Genomic DNA, 23,467 nt, shown 5'->3' with positions numbered 1-23,467 from the left:
CGATCATGCTAGTACTTAAATTCTTCTGGCGCATACTGGCCCATATTGTGCCATTGTTGATCGTGGAGGCTGTACATTTCGTTGGGGACATACTCATTGAAAGATATTCCGGGCGCTCCGCCAGGTTTACGGCCGGTGGCTTTCATTTGAAATCCGATGGGCACTATCCTGTCTCCGTTGTATTTTGGAATCACTTCGTAATGTACAATCTGGTGTTCATTTTCAACTGCTTTCTTGACCTTTTTCTCCCAGTCGTACATGTTGTCCACTCGATGTTCGGGCCCTCTCCTGTCCGTCGCGTAGCTGTTTGCTGTGCGGGAGCAAGTCGCGATGTTCTCGTAAATATCTCCGTCGCCCCCCAGGGAGCTAGCCAGCAGGTGGCAGGCGTTGCGCCAATTTCCTACTTTCTTACCATTTCCCAGCTCTTCAACATATTCCTTGGCCCACCAATACCCCGGCGGGGTGATCGTGTCGCTGCCAATTGTCTTTGTCTTACTGCCGTTCGGTTTGGTGAAGTTTTCGTCTAGGCATGCCTCGACTCCGGTGGCCCGACTGCCGTGTGCCACGTCTACCGGTGAATAGCGTCGCCAGCCGGTACCGAACCCATTCCGGCAATCGCGATCCTCATCTGTCCCGGGTGCGGGCCTACCGCGCGGCGTCGGCTCGGGAACCGGTTCCGGGTCGGTGAGCAGGTCGTCGGCGAGGTCGATCAGGGCGCCGGTGCCGGCGACGATGCCGGATCCAACAGTGGTGACGGTACCGACGACTACTGGGGCGCCTTCGACGACGACGGTCGTGACGATGGCGGCGCCGACGGTGACGATGGTGTCGGTGAAGAAGTCGATCGGGTCGGGGTTGGCGTGTGGGCGGTCATTGTCGTTGGTTGGGCGGGGGTTCGTCGGAGGCTTGGGCTTGGGCTTGGGCAGGGTGGGACCGGGGGCGCGTTTGTGGGTCGGGCCGGGATTTCTGCGACCGCCGCCGCCCGAACCGCCTCCGTGAGTGAGTGTCCGGATTGTTTCTGCTGGCGAGCCCCGCCCGTTGCTTGCCGGGGGCGTGGCCCATCGCTGACCGGAACCGCCGCACTCGGTCGTCCACCAGTACTTGTCGCAGTAACCCAGGGCAGGGGGAACGCCGTAAGAATCGCCACTGAAATCCTCGGCGATGTGGTTCTCCTTGATGAGTCTGCACTTGAGCGCCGGGCCGACGAGCCGGTTGATGATCGGGGGGAGCTTCCAGAAGCCATAACACTCGGTCGTGTGCCCCGACGGGTCGGTCGAGTCGACCGGGTCTCCGTTGCCGTAGGTAAACCGGTTCCCCTGGACGGACGGGCTGGTTCCCAGCTGCCAAGAGTCGCGCGAGGCGAAGGTGCCGCTACCCGGGCGGTACCAGCGGGCGGCCATGTTGACGTCACCCGAGGCCGGGTCGGTCCAACCGCTCTGGTAGCCGATTGAGTTGGTGGCACCGGCGCTCGCCGTGGGCTTACCGAAGGGGTCGTAGGCGGTGGAGCCGGCGACGCCGTTGGCGGCCGGGTCGATCGTGGCGATCACGTCGGTGTGCTGGTCGGTGATCGTCAGGCGCGGGTTGGGCGTCGAGCCAGTGGCAGCTGTGCCGAGGAGCTCGCCACCAGGGGTGCGGGTGTAGTTGGCGGTGCCGTCGGTGACGACGTTGTTGGAGCCGCCGTCGTAGGTGAAGACGCTGTTCCCGGTCTGGGTGACTCGGTCCAGTGAGTCGTAGGTATAGGTGGACGGTCCTTCTCTGACCATTCGGTCAAAGCCGTCGAATTGGACGTCCTTGGGCTGGGAGCCCTGGGCCATGCTGCCGGTGAGGGTCCCGCGAGCTGAGTAACTGTATGTTGTGGACGCGTCGTTCAGCAGTTCGTTGCGTTCGTCGAAGGCGGAGGTGACGCCGCCGGCCGAGGTTCGGTTGCCAGCCGCGTCCCAGGTGTAAGCGATGGCGGTGGTGCCGTTGTTCCAGGAGGTGAGCCGTCCGGCGAGGTCGTAGCCGTACTGGTTGGCCGCAGCGCCTGCGGTGCCGGTGGTGGCCTTGCTAATGATGCGGTTGTTGAGGTCGTAGCCGTAGCCGATGGAGGCGACGGTCGTACCGCTCGGGTTCTTGACGGTGTCGTCGCGAAGTCGTCCGAGGTTGTCGTAGCCGTAGTTACGGGTGCCGCCGGTGCCGTAGCGCTCGGTGATCATGCGGCCGGCCGTGTCGTAGTTGTAGCTCACCTTCGTGCCGGTCAACGGATCGGCCGCGCTGGTCATTTGACCGGCCGCGTTGTAGCCGAAGGCGGTGGTTCCGGCCGCGTCGGTGCGGGCGGTCATCCGGTTGTCGCTGTTGTAGCTGTAGGCACTGGCACCGCCGGGGCCGGTGGAGGCGAGCAGTTGGCCGCGGTCGTTGTAGGTATAGGTGTCGGAGATGGTGCCGGGGGCGCCGACGGATATGAGGTGGCTGGCCGCGTCGTAGCCGAGGGTTCGGTTCGGTGTGGTCACCTCCGCGCCAGTGGCGGTTTCTTGGGTCAGGTTGCCAGCGCCGTCGTAGCTTCGGCGGCGGATCACTCCTCCTGGTTCAGCGAGGGTGACGGCCCGTCCGGCGAGGTCGTAGCTGGTGGTGAACAGACCTTCGGCGGCCTTCGGGTGAGCGGTGGTTGGCGGCTCGACTGTCGACTCGGGGAGCCCGAGGCTGTTGTAGGTGTAGTAGACCGGAACGTTTTTGCCGTTGGTCCAGCGGGTCCTGCGCCCACCGGTGTCGTAGCCGTAGGACGTCGTGATCGTCTGCCCTGAGGCGACCGGCTCGACCTGCTGGACCGGCAGTCCAGCCGGGTTGTAGCTGAACCTCCACGCGTGCGCCGCGATGTCGGTGTTGCTCGCCACCTTGTCGGTGGCGCTGAGGACGTTCCCCTCCAGGTCGTAGGTGGCGTACTGGGTGGCCACGGTGGTGCCCGTGGTGTCCAGGTCGGTGGTGGTCAGCGTCCGCCCCAGGCGGTCGTAGCCCGTGACGGTCGCGGTGCCGTCGGCCTGAGTCACGCGGGTGGTCCGGCCGAGCCCGTCGTAGGCGGGGCGGACGGTGACGCCAGCCGGATCGGTGACGCTGAGCGCTTGGCCGACGGCATTGTAGGTGGCCTTGGTACCGGCGCCGCCGGGAGACGTGGAACTGAGCTGGTTCCCCGCGTCATCCCAGGTGAACATGCTGGTGTAAGCGGCAGGGACCGGGTAGCGCTCCAGCTGAGTGCTGGTGATACGTCGCCCGAGGTCGTCGTAGGTGGACTGGCTGACAGCGCCAGTCGGGCCGGTGGTGGCGAGCAGTTCGCCGTTGAGGTCGTAGGAGTTGGTGACGGTCGGCGCGGTGGCACCACCGGTCGGCGGCAGGGTGGTCTGCACCACGTTGCCGAACTGGTCGTACCGCACGGTGTGCGTCAGCTTGAGGCCTGTTGGGTCGACGATGTTTGTGACGGGTCGGCCTAGCGCGTCGTACTCGGTCGTAGTGGTCGGGGTTGTCGTTGTGCCGGACTGCGGGTCGGTGTACGCGGAACCGGCCGTGCCAACCCGGTTGCCGTCGAGGTCGTAGGTGAACGTGGCGGTGTTGCCCAATGCGTCGACCTGGGAGGTCAACTGGCCGAAGGCGTCGTAGCCTGTGCGGCCGATCGGCCGGACCTGCTGCGGCTTGCTGTCTCGGCTGGCCGGGTCGTAGGACTCGGCGTTGACCAGCGGGCCCGTGGTGACGGTGGGGCGGCCGGCCTCGTCGTAGCTGGTGCTGCTCGTGTACGGGGCGGGGTCGGCCCCGGCCGCGTTGCCGTTCGGGCTGACGGTGGTGGTGCGCAGGCCGCGGCTGTTGTAGCCGAACGCCACCACCGAGTCGGTGGGCTGGTTGCGGGCGGTCTGCTTCAACAGGTTTCCGGTCACGTCGTAGGCGTAATCGGTCTGGGCCGAGCTCGAGTCCGCGCCACCCGTGCTGACCACGCTGGTCGGGCGGTCGGCCACGTCGTAGGTGTACGCAGTGGTGCGGTTGAGGCCGCCGGGGTCGACGGTCGTGCGGCTGACCCTGCCGGCCGCGTCGTAGGCGGTGACGGCGGTGGTCTTGCCTCCGCCGGTCACCTGCTGGGTGAGGTGGCCCGCGTTGTCGTAGGTGTTCTGCTGCAGAACCACGTTGCGCATGGAGCCGTCGGCGTTGTGGTAGCTGTCCAGGTCGATCTCGGCGACGGTGTTGTCGTTGTTGTAGTACGTGTGTGTGGTGCGCCCCATCGCGTCCGTATCGGTCGCGAGACGGCCGGCCGGGTCGTAGCCGAGTGAGCTGATGACCTGCCAGCGCGGTGCGGTTGGGGTCGCACTGCTGCCGGTGTAGTTGGTGATGGCGGTCTGCTGCAGCTGGCCCATCGGTGAGTGGCTGTAGCTGTAGGTGCTGCCGGCCGCGTCGGTCCGGGTGGCGACGTTGCCGTAGCGGTCGTAGGTGTACGAGGTGAGGTGGCCGCCGGGGTCCTTGACCTGCTTCACCCGGCTGGTGTCAGCCTCGTATATCCACATTGTGGTGCGCGGCTGGTCGCCGCCCGTGATGTCCGAGATGGTCTGGCTGATCTGGTTGCCGTCCACGTCGTAGGCCATGGTGGTCCGGCGGGTGTGCTTGGTACCGGTGACAGCATCGGTGACGTACGGGTCGGTACGGGTGGCCTGGTTGTCCTGACCATCCCAGGTGTAGTCGGTCCGGAGCACCCGGGGAGCTGCGGTGGTGCCGCCCGGACAGTCGTCACAGTTGTACGACTGACTTATGATGCGGCCCAGGTTGTCATAGCCGTAGTTGACTGCGGGCCGCAGCGGCGAGGCGACAGACGCGACATCGCCGTTGGTTTGGTAGGCGTACGCGGTCTGCTGGTCGGCAGGGACGCTGAACGGGTCCGGGTAAGTCGCCGCGTCGAGCAGGCCGGTCTGTGCCCGGACAAGCCCGAATGGGACCATCTTTCCCGGCGGCAGGCCGACTCCGATGGTGCGCCAGATGTAGCTGACCCGACCCTTAGGGAAGTCCGGCGTGGCCGGCAGGGTGGTGGAAGCCAGCTGGCCCTGGGCGTCGTAGGTGTAGCGGGTGGTGTAGGTGGTGTCGCTGGGCCCCGAGGACCGCCCGTCGCTGGACGTCAGGATCTTGTCGTTGGTCGGGTTGAACGGACTGCCGCTGTCCAGGAAGTACGTGGCGTAGCTGGTCTGGCAGCTCCCGGTGCCGCGGCAGGTGGTTCGGGAGACCGTGTTGCCGCGCGCGTCGTGACCGGTGGTGATGGTGTGTCCGTTGGGGTCGCTGACGGCGTAGAGGTACCCAGCGGTGTCGTAGGTGTAGCGGGTGGTGTTGCCGTAGCCGTCGGTGCGGGAGAGCAACTGGGAGGACCGAGTGTCGTACTGGTAGGTCAGGTTGTAGCCGCCGGGGTCGGTGACGACGGTGGTAGTGACCGGCATGGCGGTGCCGCCGTTGCCCATGGCCTGGAAATGGGCGGCCACCGTGGCGGCGTCGAGTCGGCTGCTGTAGTAGGAGGCTTCCGCGATGTTTCCCTTGAAGTGTTCGGTGCCACCACCGGGCCAGCCGGAGGTGGTACCAGCACCGAGGTAGACGTACGGGGTGCCGTTGAAGGTGATCTTGCGCCCGCTGGTGTCGGCGGCGCTGACTTGTCCGTCGATGTAGATGGTCTGGCCGCTGTCGTCGGCGGCGAGGACGACCTGGTGCCACTTGCCGTCGTTGACCGTCCGGTCGGAGGTCATGGCGGCGCCCGAGCCCATCCAGAACTGACCGTGGACGCGGCCGTCCGACCCGACGTACAGGGCCGGATTCCAGCTCCCGCGCGTGCCGCCGACGGGGAAGTCCTGGTAGCTGTACAACGGGCCGTCACCGGTGGTCTTGAACCACAGCTCGACGCTGGCCGAGCCTCGGACCGGTGCGGCTTCGGGAGGGAGTTTGATCTGCGAGGTGGTGCCGTTGAACACGGCCGACCTCTGGTTGGGGTCGTTGGAAGGTCCGTTGCCGTTCAGCAGGACGTCGGTCAGGTCGCCGGTGGTGACATCGGGACGGGCGTCACCGAGTTGGCTGGCGGCGTACCAGGAACCGGATGGGTCGTTGAGGCGCCAGTAGCCGATCGCGCTGTCCTGAACGATCTTGGCGCGGTAGGAGCTCGCGGCGTCCAGGCCGCCGACCACGGCGGCGGAGGTTGCCCGGTTGAAGTGGCCGGAGATCGTGTCCTTGGTGAGCCGGGACCGGAAGATGGAGAAGTCGGCGATGGCTCCGTTGAAGTAGCTGACCTGGTCCGACGGCGCGTTGGGCCAGCCGCCGCCGGTCCAGCCGGCGCCGAGGAAGGAGTATGCCGAACCGTTGTAGGTGATGGGCAGCGCCGTGGTGCTGCTCGCTGTCGGGGAGCCGTCCAGGTAGAGAGTCTGGCCGGATCCGTCACCGGCCAGGGCGACGTGGTGCCAGGCGCCGTCGGTGACCGTGTTCGTCGAGACCAGGGCGTTGTTGGCGGAGCCGGTCCACAGGGTGCCGTAGAGCTTCTTGTCAGAGCCGATGTAGAGCGCCGGGTTCCAGCGGTCGGTCGAGCCGTTCGGCTTCCCGTCGACTGGGAAGGACTGGTAGCCGTACAGCACTCCGGGGGCCGTGGTCTTGAACCAGAGCTCGACGGTTGCCGCGCCCCAGTGCTTGGGAGCGGTGTTGGCGGGCAGTTGGACGTAGGCGTTGGTGCCGTTGAAGCTGGCAGCCGTGGACGTGCCGGAGGCCCAGGGGCCGGGTTGGCAGCAGGTGGTGTTGTGGTAGCTGCCGCGGTTCTGGGCGAGCGCGGCCGAGGAGATCAGCTCGCCGGCCTGGTTGCCGGTGGTGTCGCCTAGGCGCCAGTAGCCGGTGGGTTTGCCGTCCACTACGGCGGCGTCGTACTGGGTGGCGCCGGAGGTGGTGGCGAGCTGGTAGAGCGAGGAGATGGCGGCGGCGCTCAGGCCGTGCGGGTATGCGGCCACATTGGCGAGCTGGCCCTTGAAGTGACCTGCCCGGTCGGTCGGTGCCTGCGGCCAGCCGCCGGTGACGTTGCCCGCGCCTAGGAAGACGTGGTCGGTGCCGTTTGGGGTGATCGTGCCGTTCAGCGGTCCTGCGGCGGGGGATCCGTCGAGGTAGAGAGTCTGACTGGTCGGGCTGTCGGCGGAGATCACTGCGAAGTGCCACTTGTTGTCGTTGACGGGCACTCCGCCGGCCAGGGTCCGCCCGGCGTCGCCCATCCACAACTGGGCCCGCAGCTTGCCGTTGCTGTCGACGTAGAGGGCCGGGTTCCAGCGGTCGGTGGTGCCGTTGGGGGTGCCGTTGACCGGGAACGATTGGTACGAGACCAGCACGCCGGGCCGATCCGTTCGGAACCACAGGGCGAGCGCACCGGGCCCGTTCTGCGGCGCGTAGGCCGCGGGTATTTCCGCCCAGGACGTGTTTCCGTCGAAGGTTGCCGAGCCGGCCGAGCCGGTCATCGGACCAGGCGAACCGAGTTCGACGTTGGCGTAGGTGCCGTTGTTGGGCGTCGGTCTCGGCGTGTAGACCTGGTTCGCGGCCTGCACGCCGGCGCCGTCGGACAGCCTCCAGTATCCGTCGGGTCGGGAACCCATGACGGAGCCGCGGTACTCCTGGGAGGAGCCGGTCACGGTGGGTTGGCCGAGCGACCAGGTGCCGCCGTTCTCATCGGTCACCTTGGCAGCACGGTCGTTGATCGTGTCGTAACTGACGGCCAGCCGGGACTTGCCGGAGGGGAGCTTCAGCCCGGTGAGTGTGGTGGAGGGCTGGCTGCCGGCCCGCCACAGGGACTTGACGGCCGGCTCGCCGAGTGTGTGGCTGTAGAAGGCCACATCGCTGATGCTGCCGTTGAAGTAGTTGGCGTGACCGGTGTTGTTGTACGGGTTGTCCGGCCAGCCGGCGCTAAGGAAACCGCCGCCGATCGCCTCGGAGCGCTGACCGGGGGCGATCACCGCCCCGGGAAGCGCGCCCTGTGCCTCGCCGTCCAGGTACAGCGTCTGGGTGTTGCCGGCTGCCGAGAGTAGGGCGAAGTGCCACTTGCCGTCATTGACCGGGTTCTTGGAGTCGATTGTGGCTGATGGACCGTTCCAGAACTTTCCGTGTAGTTTGCCGGACTGGCCGACGTACAGCGCGGGAGTGTAGTTGGCCGGAGTGGATCCGTTGCCCGGGAAGGCGTCGGCCTGGTAGCTGAACAGTACTCCCCAGCCGCTTGTCTTGAACCAGAGCCCGACCGAGGTGTAGGAGGAGGTGTCCAGAACGTTCTGCGGGAGTCCGACGTAACCGGAGGATCCGTCGAAGGCCGCAGCCGTGGCACCGGAGCCGGTCGGACCGGGCGTGCCGAGGGTGACGCCGGTGCCGGAGTAGCGGGCGTTGTCGTTGCCTTGATTCTCCGCCACCTCGCTGATGGCGGTGCCTCCGGTTTTCTCCCCGAGCCTCCAGTACGAGGCCGGGGCGGAGTCCAGGACGGCCGAGCGCAGGTGGGAGCCGGCGGTGTACGAGTAGTTGGTGCAGGACCTGGCGGTGTTTCCGCCGGTTGGCGGCGCGCAGAACTGGTCCAGCTCGTCCGGGTTGCTCGCGTTGTAGGTGTACGTCCAGGTCAGGGCGGTGTTCCAGTCCGTGCCGGTGGCAGGGTCGGTGTAGACCTTCGCAACGTGCCGGTTGTCGGCCGTCCACTCGAAGTGCAGTGCTCGGCCCGAGGACGTGTCCTTCACCGTGGCCAGGACACCGCTGTTATAGCTCAGCTCCTGGATGTGTTCGACGGTATCCCGTACCAGCGACAGGGCGTAGCCGTTGCCCGATGCGACGTGGAACTCGTAGCGGGTTCCGTCCTTGGCCATCAGGTCGAATCCCGAGGCAACCTTGTTGAGGGACTGGAACTCACCCGGAGGGGGAGTGTACAGGGCTCCGTTGTTCGGGTCTTTGCCGAAGCGAGCGGCCCGGCCGCTGGTGGTGGTGAGGACGACTGAGTCGGTGCCGTCGTTGTCGGGTTGTACCCGCATGTCGAAGTTGGAGGTCCAGCCGTTGCCGAACAGTGTCGACGTGCGCGGGTCCAGGGAGTTGTATGAGCGGTTGACCGCCAGGGCCGGGCCGATGCTCTTGACGTCGGCGTCGGTGGTAGCCGTGGTGTAGTTTCCGACCTTGGCATCGAAGGGACGCCCGGCTCCATCGCCGACGGAACCGCCCAGGTGGGAGGTGATCACAGGCTGTTGGACCTGGGTGGAGAAGAAGAGAGTGCTGGACAACGGGCTCTCGCCGGCATGGTCGCCGACCTTGACGTTCCACAGGTAGCCGGTGTTCCAGGCGAGCTTGCCAGCTGGTACCGCCCACGAGGTGCTGGGCTGCCAGCCCGACTCGGCGATCAGCTGGGGGTCCCCCGAGGACGGGTTGGTGTAGACCCTGAAGTCGTAGTCCAGCCCTGTGCCCGGATAGTTGTCCGGGTCGTGGCCGGTGGCGTAGAGCTGCGGGGTGAGGTTGCCGACCACGGTGTTGTTGGGCGGGGCCAGGACGTCCAGCTGCGGCGCGGTGTTGGCCCCGGAGACAGTGGTACAGGTGCCGAACGGGATCGAGTAGGAGTCGTGCAGGGACGTGCTGCCGCCGACGTACCCGTCCCAGCACAGGTAGTAGGAGCGCCCGAGCGGCAACGGCGGGATCACCCCGTTGACTGTCACGGACTCGTAGGTCTTGACCAGGCCGGAGACTCCGGTGAGCGGTGCGTTGAACCACTGCTCCTTCCAGCTGGAGTCGAACAGCCGTGCCTTGACCTGCATGCTCTGCGAGTTCCACCAGTTGGCTGCCATGTTTGTCAGGGTGACCTGCTGGTAGCCGGGCGTGTTGTAGGTCGGGGGCATGTAGCTGCCGGCCGGAGCGTAGGTTGCGGCCCAGTCGCTGTAGACGATCGACAAATAGGGCGGGTAGGCACTGCTGGCGCTGGAGAACTTCTTCCAGTGGTTCGAGTCCGTGGTGCTGGCCGTCAGAGCGAGGCCGTAGTTGGCGCCGCCGCGGGCCCAGCTCTCGACCAGTTGGACGCCGGCGTCGTTGTGGTTGCGGCCAAGGTCTATGGCCTCCCACATGGCGCCGCCACAAGTGTCGCCTGCGGCGAACTGGGCGCTGCCCACTTGTTGACCAATCGACACTCCGGGGTAGCTGTTGATCGTCGCGGGATTCCATGCGCTGGCGATCTGGTTCACGTACACCGGGTGGGGAGAGCACTCGTAGGAGTGCGTGTTGTTCAGGTTGAGCGTGGCGGCGTGCAGGTAGTTGTGCGGCAGGGCGGTGGCCACGCCGGGGAAGTAGAGATAGCTGTTCGTCTTTGAGGCGCCGCCGTCGGAAGTGCCGATCCGCAGCAGCGGATCGGTGGAGAAGTTCGCCTTCTGGTCGGAGCGGACATAGGTCGACTGGCCGACGCCGATGCTTGAAGTCGACGGATCCACGGTGACCGGGAAGACTCGATTGACGTCGTGCAGCCATGCCGTGTCCAGGTCCACCTGCAGGGCGGGCCTGCCGTCCTGGTCGATCAGACGGTAGCTGACGCCGTCGCTGAGCACGCCGTCGCCGGATGCCGGATCGACTTTCGAGTCCATCATGAAGCCACGCGGAATCGTCAGCCGCACCGTGTCCGAGGCATCCTTGAACCGCACCTCACCGGTCGGCCCGATGGCGGGGGTCAACCCGACAGTGTGCAGTGGGAAGACCCAGCTGGTCGGGGCGCTGGCATCGTGCAGGACCAAGGACTCTTTGATGCCTTGGGCGAGCCCGTTGTAGACGATGTCGCTCGCGGGGCGCGCGAGCGGGTAGGTCAGCGTGTCGCCTTCCGCGACACCGCGTACCGCGGTGGCGTCCTGCAGGCCATAGGAGACCATGTGCTCCGTGTCCAGGGTCCAGCTCACGAGCGATGGATCGTCGGACTTGGCGGCGAAGGTGGCCTGTTGGGTGTTGGCCTGCTCGGCCCAGCGGCCGGCGCGGTCGAGCGAGAAGTTGGTGTTGATGTCGTCCCAGCTGCCATCGGCCTTCTGGTAATGCACGGGCCGGGGGTAGACCCGAAGGGTCTTGGTGCCGTCTGGGTTCTGGTAGACCGAGGTGCTGTCGGTCCGGGCACCGGTGACCTCGGCGCCCCCGGCAGGCATCCCGAGGGAAGTGGCGTCGTCGCGGGCCGGGCGATCCTTCGCTGAGGGCGATGCCGATTTGGCGGCTGGGGGCTTCGGGCCCGTGCTGCTCTCGGAGTCGTTCTTCGGCGCGGCGGCCTTCTGATGTCCCGCGTCGCCAGGTCCAGGGCTGTCGGGTGGAACGTCACCCGGGTGGTGTTCCAAGGATGGCGGTGGGGTAACTGCCTCTCCCTCCACTGGGACCTTGGGCTGACCGTCACCTGAAGGGTGTGGGGTCGTATCGCCCTCCATCGCCTTGCTCTCGGGCAGTTCACCAGGGCCCGGTTGGTGAGCGGAGTTCCTAGGGCCGGCGCCGTCCTTCGTGGTCTGTGAGGACGGAACGGTGTGGCTGTTGCGGTTCGGATCACCACTGACCTGCTGTGGAGTGCTCGGTGTGACGGTTGGGATCGGGGCGCTGGCAGCGGTGAAAGCGCTTGCCTCCTGAGTGCCGACAGTCAGCATGACGGCCAGAGACGTGATCAAGGCAAGCGAGCGACGCATGGCCAATCCCCCACAGATGCATACGAAGTGACTGACCGCCTTCCGAGTCGGTCCGTGCCCTTCCTATCTGAAGCGACCCTTCAGGTACAGAAAAAAGTTCATACTCTGGCGGTCGTTACGGGAGTAGATGCCCATAGAATCCAGATATGTTCTTCATGGTTTTTTCATTTTCTTTACCTGACTAGAGGAACCACTGGGCAAGACTTGACCGTCGCCACCTGCCGCCCACACGCCAGGAGCAGTCCGCTATGAGGTTGCCCACCAACCCGCGCCTTTGCGGGGCGCTCGGACTGGCCTTTGCCCTGGCCGCAGCCGGTGCTGCGGCGCTGCTCTACCTCGGAACGGGAGACGACAGGGATGGTCGCCCGAGTCCGATCACGCCCTCCAACATCGCCGGGCGGCGCACTGCCTGTCTGACCGGCGACACCACCGAGGCCAGTGGTCGTAGCGATACGAATGCCATCTGGGCGGCCCTCCAAGATGCCTCCCATCAGCGGCCTTTGAATGTTCAGCAGCTATTCGCTCGGGCTTCGACCAGCGAACAGGCGGTGCCCTACCTCGCAGGCCTGTCTGCCCAGCACTGCGACCTCGTCATCGCCCTCGGTCCCACCTTTGGGCATGCCTCGACTGCCGCCGCCACCGCCAACCCGCGCACCACGTTCGTTGCGATCGCCTCGGATGGTCAGCCTGCGCCGGTCGGGATCGACTCGATCTCCGGCAACGACACGGACAAGGCCGCCGAGATCCACCGCCGCGCCCTCGCGCTGACCGGTTCGGGAAACTGACTGAATCGCCTCAAGGTGCCGCCTGAGCTGGCGAAGGTGGATGATGACACAAGCGAGCTCCACCACCCAATGACTCGGTCAGTCGCCGCCCCCGATGTCCCCGCCGCCACTGTTGCCGGTCCGGCGCCGCCGGCGGCGCAGGTAGCCGCGCAGCGCGCCCCCGGCGCCGAGGGTGAGGGCCGAGACCACCCGTGTCCAGCGCGGCCCGCCCCGCTCGGCCCACACCACGCAGCCGCACCCCGCCACGACCAGGACCAGCACGCCCACCAGAACCGCACCGACCATCACGACCACCCGTCCTTCGTTCCCGATGCTTCCTGTACGTCTTGACGTGTGCATCCTCCCACCCGGTTCGCCCGCGCGAGCGCGGCCTGTGCCAGGATGCGGTGGTCCGACGGCCCAGGTCACACCGCACCGGCCGCACCCCGTACCGGCCACGTCAGCCGCACCGACCGCACCGACCGCACCCCGAGGAGTCACCCGTGGCCACTGCCCGGTTCGCCACCCTGCACACCACGGCGGGCCCGATCCGCCTGGAGCTGTTCCCCTTCCACGCGCCGAAGACGGTCCGCAACTTCGTCGAACTCGCCGAGGGCGCCCGGGAGTACACCGACCCGCGCACCGGCGAACCGGGCACCGGCCCGTACTACGACGGCACCCTCTTCCACCGGGTGATCAAGGGCTTCATGATCCAGGGCGGCGACCCGACCGGCACCGGCACCGGCGGCCCGGGCTACGCCTTCGCCGACGAGTTCCACCCGGAGCTGTTCTTCACCAAGCCGTACCTGCTCGCGATGGCCAACGCCGGCCCGGGCACCAACGGCTCGCAGTTCTTCATCACCGTCGGCACCCCCACCCACCTCAACCGCCGCCACACCATCTTCGGCCAGGTCGCCGACGCCGCCTCCAAGGCCGTGGTCGACGCGATCGCCGCCACCCCGACCGAGGACGAGCGCCCGGTCGAGGACGTCGTGGTGACGTCCGTGGAGATCGAGCACGCCTGATCCGGTGACCTCCCCCCAGGGGCCCCGCCTTCCCCTCCCGCCCCATCCGCGGCCTCCTGGCCCGCTACGTGCGCCAGACGGGCTGCCCGAGCGACGTCGGCATCGTGGTGGTGGACTTCGAGCCCTGGGAGGAGGGCCTGCGCATCGAGGCCGCCCACGACGCCACCGTCGCGGGCGGCCCGGCACCCGAGGACCCGGAACGCTTCCACGCCGCGTTCGCCGACGGCGTGCGCGCCGAGCTGGCCGATCAACTCCCGGGCATACCAGTAGCGTTGGCGCTGGTGGTGCACCACACCGTGGTGCACCTGATCGACTCGCGCGAGCACTCCTTCCGGATGGCCGGACGCCTCGCGGTGCGCCAGGCACTGGCCTCCCTGGAGGCGCCGACGGCGGCGGACGGAGCGGTCATGCACCGCATGGCCGACCTCGCGACCGCACCCCCGGACGCGTCGACGGCCCGGGGGAGCGGCTGAGGGGATCAGTACCCCGCGGGCACCGTGGCCCAGTGCTGGGCGAAGGTCCCGTCGCGGTGCGTGACGGTGACCGGGCCGCCGATCAGCGCGCTCCCGGTGAGGTACAGGTCGGGGTACGCCGCGGGCGAGATCGTGTGCCTGCCCTCCGACCAGTACCGCGTCCTCCACTGCTGGTTCACGTCGTTCCTGTCGCAGGTGCGGAGCGTGACGCCGCCGCCCCAGGAGCCGCCAGGCGCGGTCAGGCACGTGCCCGTCGCCTTGTTCTTCAGCAGCTGCTTGCCGGGGGTGCCGCTCAGGCTCCAGAGCTGGTGGTCGTTGTACTGCTGGCGGTTGGCCGTGATGACCCTGCCGTAGCTGCTGCCCTCCAGGGTCTTCACGACGTGGTTCGGCGGCAGGACCTCGTACCGGTACCAGTGCCCGGGCTGCTGGACGGGCGAGGGCGTCGGGACCGGCGAGGGCGTTTGGGCTGGCGAGGGCGTCGGCGTAGTGGCCGCCGTGGCCAGGCCGGGGGTGGCGCCGAGCAGGAGGGCGGCGATGGCGGCGGTCGCGACGCGCTTGGCAGGAGACATGGTGATCGCTCTCATGGGGGTGTCCCTTGTGGGGGTGTCCGAGAGGTGCGCGGGCTCTGTGCGCGGATGGCGTCGGAAGCCCGGCGGGTGGTGGGCACGGCGATGCTTCGTGCTCACCCGACCAGGCTAACCAGATGCCCGGACGCCCGCAGCTTCGCGGGCGGGGGCGGCGGCAGGTGTCAGTTCGCCCAGCTGATGCGAATCTCGTGGTCGCCGCCGACAGGGAGGGTGAGGGCGGGGGAGTCGGTGAGGTCGCGGATGATGTCGCGCTTGGCGCAGGGGCCGGTGAGGCGGCGCTCCAGGGCGTAGTGCTGGAAGCGGGACATCGGGAGGTGGGAGACCGCGTTCCAGATCCGTTCGAGGACGGTTTCGCTGAGGGTGTGGACCTCCGGGAGGCGGAGGCCCGGGATCTCGATGCGGACGTCGTGGTCGGCCCTCACGCGGTCACCTCGCACCAGACGATCTTGCCGACCGGGTTGCGGGGCTCGCAACCGGTGTTCTTGGAGAGGGGCTTGACGAGGTGGAGGCCGCGCCCGGCCTCGCCGTCGAGGGTGAGGGCGCGCAGGACGGGCCGGCGGTCCTGCCGGGCGTCGTGGACCTCGATGCGCAGGCGGGCGGGGTCGAGGTCGAGGGAGAGGTGGATGCGGTGGCCGGGCGGCGTGCCGTGCAGCAGGGCGTTGGTCACGAGCTCGGAGACCAGGAGGAGCCCGGGGGCGAGGTACGGCTCCGAGGCGGCGGAGGAGTGGAGGAGTTCGGCGAGGTGCTCGCGGCCGATGTGGGGTGCGCGGCGGCTGCGCGGCAGCCAGACGGCGGAGGAGTTGCAGTACATGGCGAAGACGCCTTCCAGGAGCGGAGTTTGAAGCCATGCGGGGGCATGGGGATGCCCGGTAGCGGCCACCTTTGGTCACTCAGGCGACCCATGGTGCTACTCCCTGTAGCATGCTCCGCGATAGCTCTGTTACGCAAGCGCACTCCCGCGCAATTGCGCGGCACCGCAAGAGTCTTGTGATCACCGAGGGAGGTGGCAGACTGTGACCCGACGTCAACCAAGAGGGAGCGACGAGCGTGGACAGTCCAACCGTGCTGCGCCGTAGGCTCGGCTCCGAGCTGCGGAGATTGCGCGAACGGACTGGGCGTCAGGCCAAAACCGTCGCGGACGAACTCGGCTTCAGCGCGACCAAGGTGTCGCGCATCGAGTCGGGTCAGACGACCCTGAAGGAATCCGACGTCCGTGCGATGCTCGAACTGTACGGCGTCAGCGACGCGGTAGAACTGCGGCAGTTCATCTCCCTGACCCGCCGCAGCACTCAGCGCGGCTGGTGGCACGACTACGCGGACACGCTGCCGGACTGGTTCCAGACCTACGTGGGCCTTGAGGCCGACGCCGCGCGGATTCGCGGCTATGAGGTTGAGTTGGTGCCGGGTCTGCTTCAGACGGCGGACTACGCCCGTGCCATGTTTCGGGTCTCGCCCGTTGGGCTGAGTGTGCCAGAGGTCGAGCGCCGTGTCGGGCTTCGCATTCAGCGGCAGGAGGTCTTTCACCGGCCGATTGCGCCCGATGTGGAGGTCGTTCTGAACGAATCGGCCTTTCGCAGGCCGGTCGGCGGTCCCGAGGTCATGCTCAGCCAGGTGGAGCACCTCATCGAGCTCGCACACAAGCCCCGCATCACGATCCGGATCCTCCCGTTCAGCCTTGGCTCTCATCCCGCCATGAGCTCGGCGTTCCACATCCTCTCCTTTGCCGATGTGCCGGGCGACATCGTCTATGTCGAGGCATTGACAAGCAGCCTTTACCTGGAGAAGGCCGAAGACATCGCCCATCACGAGCTGGTCTTCGAACAGCTCACAGATGCCGCGATGAGCCCGGACGAATCCAGGGCTTGGATGCAAGAGCTAGCAATCAAGGGGCACGGACATGGCGATTGAATTGACCTGGCAGAAAAGCAGTTACAGCGGCAGCGAGGGCGGAAACTGCATCGAGATCGCCAGCGGGCTTCTGGACTCCATCCCCGTTCGTGACAGCAAGGATCCTCACGGCCCGGCGCTCAGCTTTGCCCCGGAGGCGTGGCGGTCCTTCGTCGCAGGCATCCAGGCGGGCGAGTTCCCGGTCGGCCTCTGACTCGTCTCCCGCAAGGCGGCCCCGCGCACCACGCGGGGCCGCCTTCGCCTGGAGGAGGCCCTGCGCGCTTCCTCGACCACGCCGGATCGGCCTCCAGGGCCGCCGAAGCGCTTCGCAGCGCCCCCACGCCCCACGCGGCCGGGCCCAAGCCGCCTGAACCCCAACGGAGTTCAACCCCGGCCGAGGTGGCGAGGGGCGAGCGATTCGTTCAAGACGCCGCCCCCACCGCCCGCCCACACTGGCCGAATGACCCCGACCGACACCTTCACCCCCGCCGCCGGACGCCTCGCCCTCGGCCTCTACGACCCCATCGTCTCCCTCACCCGCGAACGCCTCTGGCGCAGCCTGGTGGCCATGCACGCCGCCCCCCGCCCCGGCGACGTCATCGCCGACGTCGGCTGCGGCACCGGCTCCCTCGCCGTCCTCCTCGGCCGCGCCGAGCCGCTGGCCACCGTCATCGGCGTCGACCCCGACCCCGCCGTGCTGCGCCTGGCCCGCCGCAAGGCCGCCGCGGCCGGCGCCACCGCCGACTTCCGCACCGGCATGGGCGACGCGGTGGACGACCTGCTCGGCCCCGAGTCGGCGGACACCGTCGTCTCCAGCCTGGTCCTCCACCAGTGCCCCGTGCCGATGAAGCGGGCGATCCTCGCCGCCATGCACCGCACCCTGCGCCCCGGCGGCAAACTGGTGATCGCCGACTACGGCCGCCAGCGCACGCCGGCGATGCGACTGGCCTTCCGGATCGTCCAGTTCGTCGACGGCAAGCAGGACACCCAGCCCAACGCCGACGGCATCCTGCCCCGACTGATCGCCGAGGCGGGCTTCGAGGGAGTGCGCGAGGTGGAGAGCGTCGCGACGGTGACCGGCTCGATGTCCTTCTACACCGCGCGCCGGGCCGGCGGCTGAACGCCCGCCCCACGCAGCGCGGGCCGCACCTGCGAGGGCGTCAGCCCGGTCAACTCCCGCATCCACCGCGTGAGATGGGCTTGGTCGGCGAACCCGCCCGCGAGCGCCGCCTGCGCCGGCGAACAGCCCTCGCCGAGGGCCAGCGCCGCCCGGGACAGCCGCTGCCAGCTGCGCCAGCGCGCCAGCGGCACCCCCAACTGCCGCCGTGCCAGGGCCCGCAGGCGCTGCGGTGACAGCCCGACGCGCGCGGCGAGGCCCTCCAGCGGCACCTGGTCGTCGGCCAGTGCCGCCAGTGCCGCCCCCAGCCTCGGGTCCAGCCCGCCGGCCGGCTGCCCGCCGCCCGGCCGCACGTCCCGCTCGGTCAGGCCGTGCCAGCGCGGGGCGACGGTGACCCCCGTGCCGCAGGCCGCGCGCAGCCGGTCGGCGAAGGCGCAGTGCGGGTCCACGTAGAAGACGAGCACCTCGCGGGTCGGGGGCATCCGGTGGCGCACCATCGGTGCCACCACGACCGCGGGCCCGCGGTGGCGCCGCCCGTCCGCGTCGTCGACGGCCACCCGGCCCGCGTCCCCGCCGCGCACCGCGACGGCGACCTGGAAGGCGGCGTGCCGGTGGAAGGCGCTGTCCGCCAGCGGCCCCCGGTACCGGGCGTACCCGGGGCCGACGGCGAAGCGCGGGCGCCGCTCGCCGAACTCCTCTCCGTCCACACTCCAACGGTAGTCGCGGCCTCATGTCCCCGGGCCCGGGCGGCCCCCATGTTCGAATCGATGTGTCGACACAGCGTCATCACCGCAGGACAGTGGCCCATTGCGGTTCGATCACGACGCGTCCGGTTCATCGAACATTGGGTGAGAGTGTGGTGATTGACCGTGTTGGCAGCGACGGCGGCGGCCTCTCATAATTCCTGCCGACACGCGTGACGGAAGGCCCGGAGAACCCGCTGGGGGGAGTGGTTCCCGCGAGGGGCGCCGCGCGTGGGACTCCGCATCCTTGTCCTGGGGGGAACCGCCTTGCCCGAGCCCGAGAACGAACCTGAGAACGACGGCGCCGACGCTGCTGCCGCCGCCGCTGCCGCTGATGTGCCGCCCGTGCCGGCACCCGCCCCGCGCCGGCTGCCGCGCGCCCTCGGCGTCGCGCTGGCCACCGTCGGCCTGCTCGCCGTCACCGCGGCCAGCGCCGCCGTGACCGTCGCCGTCGGCAAGCCCGACGCCCGCCCGGCCGCGGCCGCCCCCGCCCCGCCGAAGGCCGCCGCCGGCGCCACCGCGACCCCGAGCACGGGCACGGGCGCGGGCGCCACGCCCTCGGCGGAGCCCGTCCCGGTGCCCACCGCCGCCCCGGCCCAGCCCGCCCCCGCCAGCACCGTCAAGGGCACGGTCAAGGGCGGCAAGCACGAGGGCGACCTGCGCTACTTCCTGCTCCCCATCCCGGCCGGCGGCGAGTCCTACGGGCCCGCGGACGGGATGACCATGACCGACGAGGACGTCGCCGCGGTCTTCGGCAAGCAGGACGGCATCATGGACATCCTCGCCTCCTACGGCTACAAGGGCGGCGCGACCCGGATGTACCGGACCGCCGACGGCAAGGCCGAAGTCACCGTCACCCTGCTCCGGTTCGACTCCACCGCGAATGCGGGCGAATTCGCCAGGAACCACGAGATCAAGTCGCTGCAGCCGTTCGACCTCGACGGCGACTCCGGCGGCCACGGCTATCTGAAGGCTCCCAAACAGCAGGCCTACACCGGCTCGATGACCGGCATCTCCAGCCAGGGCGACGTCCAGTACACGATCGACGTCGACGTGAAGGGGACGCCCGACAAGGCGCTGCTGAACGAGCTGATGAAGCGCCAGCGCGAGTGGCTCACCAACGGCGGCTGAGCCCGGCGCCGGCCGCCCGCACCAAGCCACTCCTTCCCTCTTCCTCCTCCTCTGGAGCCACTTCCGTGACCACCGAACCCGCGGAGCCGGTGCCCGCCGTGCCCGCCGCGCCCGCTGCACCGCCGGCGCCCGTCGTACCGGAGCCCGCCGAACCCCGCGCCCCGCGCCGCCCCCGACCCGTGCGGCTGGCGGCCTGCGCCCTGGTGCTGGGCGCCCTGGCCGGCGGCGGCGCCGGCTACGCCGTGCAGGCCCAGCGCCCGCCCACGCCGCTGCCGGCGCTCCAGGTCGCCCTCCCGTCCTACCCGGCCGACACGGTCGACCCGGCCGCCCTCGCCGCCGAACAGCCCGGCCCGCTCGCCATCGAAGGCGACCTGACCAGACTGCTGGTCAGCGCGCCCGAGGGCAGCACCCCCTGGGGAGACCACCCGGACAAGCCGAGCTGGATCTCGATCGGCGAACTCGCCGAGGAGAAGGGCGATTCGGCCAAGGTGTTCAAGAACCTGGCCTCGCGCGGCTTCCGGCGCGCGGCCGAGGTGAGCTGGAAGAAGGACGGCGTCTTCTACCGCGTCCAGCTGATCCAGTTCACCGCCGACCACGCCGACGAGGCGAAGCACACCTACTTGGCGCTGCCGTTCGCCGAGGACGCCAACGGCGGCTACAGGGTGGACATCGTGCCCACCCACTGGGCCGAGAGCACCGAGCAGTACTACTACGGCGAGGTCAACGCCAATCGCGGCTCGGTGCAGTTGGCGATCGAGGTCTTCGACACCAAGCCGACGAACCCCGACACCCTCAAGGACCTCGCCAAGCGACAGTGGGAGCGGCTCGCATGAACGACGACACCGTGGACACCGCGGCCGCCCCGGGCACGCCCGAGCCGGCGCCCGCCACCGCACCCGCGGCACCCGCGGCACCCGCGGCACCCGCGGCACCCGCCGCGCCCGCAGCACCCGCGGCACCCGCCGCGCCCGCGGACCCCACCGCACCCGCCGGGCCGGTCCCCGCCTCCCGCCGCCTGCTGCGCGCCGGCGCCGCGACGGCCGCGGCCGCGCTGGTCGGCGTGGCGATCGGCGTCGGCATCATCAGGACCCAGTACGACGACCCGGCGCCGGCCACCGCCGCCGCACCGTCCACCGCGCCCACCCCCACCGCGAGCGCCACGCCGTACGGCGCCAAGTCCAACGGCACCCACTTCGGCTCGCTGCGCGACCTGCTGCTGCCCGTCCCGGCCGGCTACCAGCTCGGCCCGGACGACGGCGGCTACGGCAACGACACCGAGCTGAGCGGCGAGCAGCTGTCCGCCGAGCGGGCCGCCGACCTCCAGCAGCTCCCCAAGGAGAAGCGCGACACGATGCGCTCCTACTGGGAGAGCATGCACGTCAAGGCCACCGGCGTGCGCACCTACCGCTCCGCCGGGGACGACCTGGTGATCGGCCTGACGCTGAGCCAGTTCAACCAGCAGGAAGTGCAGCGGATCAACGAGTACACCGCGGTCTTCACCGGCGACACCGGCCTGTTCCGGGTCGGCCCGGCCGTCCCCGGCCACCCCGAGGCGCACTGCTACCTGATGCCGGCGCCGCCGTCCGCGCCGATCGACTACCTGGAGTGCTCGGCCGCCGAGGGCGACCTCCTGGTGGTCATGAGCGCCGAGGGCGTGGCACCGCTGCCCAAGGACAAGATCGTCGCCCTGTTCACCCTCCAGCTCGACCGCCTCGCCAGCCCCGGAGCCTCCGTATGACCGACCACGCCACCCCGCCGCCGCCCGCCCCCGAGGACCCCGCCGGCCTCTTCGCCACGCCCGAGGACCCCGCCGTCCTCGCCGAGCGGGAGGCCCGCCGCGCCTCGCGCCGCAAGGCCGCGGTGCGCTGGAGCTGCGCGGCCCTGGTGTTCGTGCTCGCCGGTACCGGCACCGCCCTGGCCGTCACCGCCGCCGACCGCACCGACCTGCCGGGCCTGGCCACGGCGGGCGACGGCCGCTACACCTTCGCGCCGCTGACCCTGCCGCCGCTGCCCGCCGGCCAGGACACCCCGGACGGCAAGGGCAAGTCCCCGCACCGTGCGGACCTGCGCTACCTGCTGCTGCCCGCCCCCAAGGAGGCCGGCGGCTCCCTGACCCCGCCCGTCTTCCCGGCCCCCACCCTCGCCCCCGCCCCCGCCGGGTCGCCGACCGCCCCGGAGACGCCCACGGCCTCCCCGACGGCCACGCCCTCCGCCGCGCCCCCGGCCTCCGCCGGCGCACCCGACCCGGGAGCGGCGCTCGGCCGGTGGACGCCCTGCGACGCGATCACCGAGGACCAGAAGGACCCGGTCAAGGTACGCGCCCTGCTGCTGGCGAACGCCTGCCGCGCGGCCACCGTCCGGGAGTGGACCGCCCCCGACGGCACCCGCACCCAGATCCGGCTGCTGCGCTTCGGCTCCGTGGGGGAGTCCTTCGGCGCCTTCGCCGACCTGCGCTCCAAGGGCACCCCCAAGGCCGCACCCGACACCAAGGGCACCCCCCACGACGACTGGGACACCCCCGACGGCAACAGCCTGACCGTCGTCGAATCCACCACGGCCGGCACCAAGGGCGCCCCCGCCGCCCGCATCGCCTACCTCTCCGCCGCCGACATCGTGGCCGTCGTCACCATGACCAACCCCGCCGGCGTCCCCGCCGTCCCGTTCCGCCAGGTCGTCACCCTCCAGTCCGACCTCCTCGCCTGACGCCCCGCCGGCCGAGCCCCCGCCGGGCCGGCCGGCTCCGCCCCGCCCCGACTGTGCCGGGGAGGCGGCGCGTAGCATCGCGGGATGCCTGCGCACCGGACCTTCGAGAACCCGCCCGTGCCGCCCCGCGACGTGTTGGCCGAGACGTTGGAGCGGGCGCTGCGCGATCCCTCCTGGGAGGGGGAGGCGGCGAGGGTGCTGGTCGGGGCCGCGCTGGGGGACGAGGACGGGGCGTTCGTCGAGCACTGGTGTGTGCGGGTCGGGACGCGGGCCCGGTCGGGGAGCCCGCTGCTCGGGCTGGCCGGGCTGTGCCTGGGCCACACCGCCCGGCGCTTCGGGCGTCTGGGCGACGAGGCCGTCGCGCTGGCCCGGTCGCTGGCGGCGCGTTCCGAGGCGGACCCGTCGGACGTGGACGGCCGGGCCCTCGACGGCTACGACGATGTCCGGAGCTTCCTGCGCCTGTGGTGAGGCCGCGGCCGGCGGATCGTCAGAGGTCCGAGGCGTCGATCCAGCAGACCGTCGCCACCAGGCCGGGGGCCTTGTCGGTCTCCTCGGCCGCCAGGAGCGCCCAGTCCCGGCAGTCGGCCACGATCCGCTCCCAGGGCAGGCGGCGGTCGACGTCCCAGTCGAGGTCCGGGCCGCCGCCCCCGTGCAGCGTGTCCCGCTCGACCCGCCACACCTGGAAGTAGAGCACCGCCTGACCGTGGGCGGCGAGGTCCTCGATGACCTCGGCGAGGCAGGCCGTCGGCCACGCCGGATTCGGGTCCTTCAGCGGGGCGCGCAGCGCGGCGGCCCGGGGCGGGAGCACGGGTTCGCGGGCCCCGAGGTCCGTCAGCGCCCAGCGAAGGCCCGTCCCCTCGCTGTCGTCGGGGGACTCCTCCCGCTGCCGGAAGGCCTCGTAGACCCGCCGGATCGCCGGCACGGCGCGCTGGACCCCCAGGCCGGCCAGGGCTTCGGCGGCCCACTGGCGGACGGTGGCGCTCTCACTGTCCAGCAGGCCGATCAGGACGTCCGCCGGCCGGGGGTCCTTCAGCGCGTTGAAGACCTCGATGGCGCAGAGCTGCCCGAACATCCCCAGACGGGGCGTGGCCGCGATCAGCTCGTCCAGTACCTGCGGCCCCAGGGCGATCAGCCCGTACTGGGCGTCCTCCGCCACTTCGGTCGAGTCCGCGTCGAGTTCGCGGACCCGCCGGGTGATCATGCTGTCCATGGCCACGGAGTCTGGCCCACACCGCCCCCCGCGACCAGCCGATTTCCCGGGGAGCGGGGGTGGGAGCGGGGGTGGGAAGTCGACGGAGCGACTCTGCTGGCGAAGTATTTGATCTAGGTCAGGCTCAGGCCGCCGTTGCGATGCCGTGTTGGGTGCAGAGTGAGTGGATGCGGGTGGGGCGG

The 23,467-nt window shown here is 69.5% G+C and carries 18 protein-coding genes; 11 read left to right on the top strand and 7 right to left on the bottom strand.

Annotated elements, in window-relative coordinates; genetic code table 11:
• Positions 1 to 8: 8 nt before the first annotated feature.
• A complete protein-coding gene (locus ACFRAR_RS19645; protein WP_380699379.1) occupies positions 9 to 11,024 on the bottom strand; it encodes a LamG-like jellyroll fold domain-containing protein in 11,016 nt (3,671 codons plus the stop codon).
• Between the two features lie 869 nt (positions 11,025 to 11,893).
• Here ACFRAR_RS19645 and ACFRAR_RS19640 point away from each other — a divergent pair.
• Positions 11,894 to 12,430, top strand: coding sequence for a hypothetical protein (locus ACFRAR_RS19640; RefSeq protein WP_380699378.1), 537 nt, complete (start codon positions 11,894 to 11,896; stop codon positions 12,428 to 12,430).
• Between the two features lie 78 nt (positions 12,431 to 12,508).
• On the opposite strand, the gene ACFRAR_RS19635 is transcribed toward ACFRAR_RS19640, so the two are convergent.
• Positions 12,509 to 12,715, bottom strand: coding sequence for a hypothetical protein (locus ACFRAR_RS19635; RefSeq protein ID WP_380699377.1), 207 nt, complete (start codon positions 12,713 to 12,715; stop codon positions 12,509 to 12,511).
• Positions 12,716 to 12,912: 197 nt separating this feature from the next.
• Between ACFRAR_RS19635 and ACFRAR_RS19630 the strand changes: the two genes are divergently transcribed.
• Together ACFRAR_RS19630 and ACFRAR_RS19625 are read left to right on the top strand one after the other, a co-directional pair.
• The gene (locus ACFRAR_RS19630; protein ID WP_380699376.1) at positions 12,913 to 13,434 is read left to right on the top strand and encodes a peptidylprolyl isomerase; all 522 of its coding nucleotides are present in this window, start codon (positions 12,913 to 12,915) and stop codon (positions 13,432 to 13,434) included.
• A gap of 68 nt (positions 13,435 to 13,502) precedes the next feature.
• Positions 13,503 to 13,907, top strand: coding sequence for a hypothetical protein (locus tag ACFRAR_RS19625; RefSeq protein WP_380699375.1), 405 nt, complete (start codon positions 13,503 to 13,505; stop codon positions 13,905 to 13,907).
• A 5-nt stretch (positions 13,908 to 13,912) separates the two neighbouring features.
• Here the strand turns inward: ACFRAR_RS19625 and ACFRAR_RS19620 are convergent, their stop codons facing one another.
• The 3 genes from ACFRAR_RS19620 to ACFRAR_RS19610 form a co-directional block, all read right to left on the bottom strand.
• Positions 13,913 to 14,491 (bottom strand): RICIN domain-containing protein, encoded by a 579-nt coding sequence (locus tag ACFRAR_RS19620; RefSeq protein ID WP_380699374.1) that lies wholly within the window; start codon positions 14,489 to 14,491, stop codon positions 13,913 to 13,915.
• Positions 14,492 to 14,655: 164 nt separating this feature from the next.
• Positions 14,656 to 14,916 carry a hypothetical protein gene (locus ACFRAR_RS19615; RefSeq protein ID WP_380699373.1) on the bottom strand — a complete coding sequence of 87 codons (261 nt, stop codon included), beginning with the start codon at positions 14,914 to 14,916 and terminating at the stop codon, positions 14,656 to 14,658.
• Complete coding sequence (locus tag ACFRAR_RS19610; RefSeq protein WP_380699372.1) at positions 14,913 to 15,305, bottom strand: ATP-binding protein; 393 nt, start codon at positions 15,303 to 15,305, stop codon at positions 14,913 to 14,915. The genes ACFRAR_RS19615 and ACFRAR_RS19610 overlap by 4 nt, the downstream gene beginning before the upstream one ends.
• A 236-nt stretch (positions 15,306 to 15,541) precedes the next feature.
• Here ACFRAR_RS19610 and ACFRAR_RS19605 point away from each other — a divergent pair, with 236 nt between their 5' ends.
• The 3 genes from ACFRAR_RS19605 to ACFRAR_RS19595 all read left to right on the top strand — a co-directional run bounded on the left by ACFRAR_RS19605 (position 15,542) and on the right by ACFRAR_RS19595 (position 17,501).
• On the top strand, positions 15,542 to 16,402 hold the full coding sequence (locus ACFRAR_RS19605) for a helix-turn-helix domain-containing protein (protein ID WP_380699371.1): 861 nt from the start codon (positions 15,542 to 15,544) through the stop codon (positions 16,400 to 16,402).
• Entirely contained in the window at positions 16,392 to 16,595 is a 204-nt protein-coding gene (locus ACFRAR_RS19600; RefSeq protein WP_380699370.1) for a DUF397 domain-containing protein, read from the top strand. The genes ACFRAR_RS19605 and ACFRAR_RS19600 overlap by 11 nt, the downstream gene beginning before the upstream one ends.
• Positions 16,596 to 16,841: 246 nt before the next feature.
• Entirely contained in the window at positions 16,842 to 17,501 is a 660-nt protein-coding gene (locus ACFRAR_RS19595) for a class I SAM-dependent methyltransferase (RefSeq protein WP_380699369.1), read from the top strand.
• Here the strand turns inward: ACFRAR_RS19595 and ACFRAR_RS19590 are convergent.
• Complete coding sequence (locus ACFRAR_RS19590; RefSeq protein WP_380699368.1) at positions 17,474 to 18,205, bottom strand: helix-turn-helix domain-containing protein; 732 nt, start codon at positions 18,203 to 18,205, stop codon at positions 17,474 to 17,476. The two genes, ACFRAR_RS19595 and ACFRAR_RS19590, sit on opposite strands and share 28 nt — an antisense overlap.
• A gap of 303 nt (positions 18,206 to 18,508) precedes the next feature.
• On the opposite strand from ACFRAR_RS19590, the gene ACFRAR_RS19585 reads away from it, so the two are divergent.
• From ACFRAR_RS19585 to ACFRAR_RS19565, 5 genes are all read left to right on the top strand, one after another.
• Entirely contained in the window at positions 18,509 to 19,372 is an 864-nt protein-coding gene (locus ACFRAR_RS19585) for a hypothetical protein (protein ID WP_380699367.1), read from the top strand.
• A gap of 65 nt (positions 19,373 to 19,437) precedes the next feature.
• Positions 19,438 to 20,205, top strand: coding sequence for a hypothetical protein (locus ACFRAR_RS19580; RefSeq protein WP_380699366.1), 768 nt, complete (start codon positions 19,438 to 19,440; stop codon positions 20,203 to 20,205).
• On the top strand, positions 20,202 to 21,110 hold the full coding sequence (locus ACFRAR_RS19575) for a hypothetical protein (RefSeq protein ID WP_380699365.1): 909 nt from the start codon (positions 20,202 to 20,204) through the stop codon (positions 21,108 to 21,110). The genes ACFRAR_RS19580 and ACFRAR_RS19575 overlap by 4 nt, the downstream gene beginning before the upstream one ends.
• A complete protein-coding gene (locus ACFRAR_RS19570; protein ID WP_380699363.1) occupies positions 21,107 to 22,075 on the top strand; it encodes a hypothetical protein in 969 nt (322 codons plus the stop codon). The genes ACFRAR_RS19575 and ACFRAR_RS19570 overlap by 4 nt, the downstream gene beginning before the upstream one ends.
• Positions 22,076 to 22,159: 84 nt before the next feature.
• Positions 22,160 to 22,543 (top strand): hypothetical protein, encoded by a 384-nt coding sequence (locus tag ACFRAR_RS19565; RefSeq protein WP_380699362.1) that lies wholly within the window; start codon positions 22,160 to 22,162, stop codon positions 22,541 to 22,543.
• A 19-nt stretch (positions 22,544 to 22,562) separates the two neighbouring features.
• Here ACFRAR_RS19565 and ACFRAR_RS19560 read toward each other — a convergent pair whose 3' ends face one another.
• The gene (locus ACFRAR_RS19560) at positions 22,563 to 23,285 is read right to left on the bottom strand and encodes a HEAT repeat domain-containing protein (protein WP_380699361.1); all 723 of its coding nucleotides are present in this window, start codon (positions 23,283 to 23,285) and stop codon (positions 22,563 to 22,565) included.
• Positions 23,286 to 23,467: the final 182 nt, after the last annotated feature.

The organism is Kitasatospora sp. NPDC056651, assembly GCF_042792155.1.
In the GTDB taxonomy this organism is placed as follows: Bacteria; Actinomycetota; Actinomycetes; order Streptomycetales; family Streptomycetaceae; genus Kitasatospora.
Note: the sequence above shows the minus strand (reverse complement) of the source record. Positions and strands in the feature narration are given on the sequence as shown.

What these genes read in the sequence shown, in the direction of transcription:
- ACFRAR_RS19620 (WP_380699374.1), bottom strand. Translation starts at nt 14,491, where the DNA reads ATGAGAGCGATCACCATGTCTCCTGCCAAGCGCGTCGCGACCGCCGCC.
- ACFRAR_RS19595 (WP_380699369.1), top strand. Translation starts at nt 16,842, where the DNA reads ATGACCCCGACCGACACCTTCACCCCCGCCGCCGGACGCCTCGCCCTC.
- ACFRAR_RS19610 (WP_380699372.1), bottom strand. Translation starts at nt 15,305, where the DNA reads ATGTACTGCAACTCCTCCGCCGTCTGGCTGCCGCGCAGCCGCCGCGCA.
- ACFRAR_RS19565 (WP_380699362.1), top strand. Translation starts at nt 22,160, where the DNA reads ATGCCTGCGCACCGGACCTTCGAGAACCCGCCCGTGCCGCCCCGCGAC.
- ACFRAR_RS19640 (WP_380699378.1), top strand. Translation starts at nt 11,894, where the DNA reads ATGAGGTTGCCCACCAACCCGCGCCTTTGCGGGGCGCTCGGACTGGCC.
- ACFRAR_RS19570 (WP_380699363.1), top strand. Translation starts at nt 21,107, where the DNA reads ATGACCGACCACGCCACCCCGCCGCCGCCCGCCCCCGAGGACCCCGCC.
- ACFRAR_RS19600 (WP_380699370.1), top strand. Translation starts at nt 16,392, where the DNA reads ATGGCGATTGAATTGACCTGGCAGAAAAGCAGTTACAGCGGCAGCGAG.
- ACFRAR_RS19560 (WP_380699361.1), bottom strand. Translation starts at nt 23,285, where the DNA reads ATGGACAGCATGATCACCCGGCGGGTCCGCGAACTCGACGCGGACTCG.
- ACFRAR_RS19575 (WP_380699365.1), top strand. Translation starts at nt 20,202, where the DNA reads ATGAACGACGACACCGTGGACACCGCGGCCGCCCCGGGCACGCCCGAG.
- ACFRAR_RS19635 (WP_380699377.1), bottom strand. Translation starts at nt 12,715, where the DNA reads ATGGTCGGTGCGGTTCTGGTGGGCGTGCTGGTCCTGGTCGTGGCGGGG.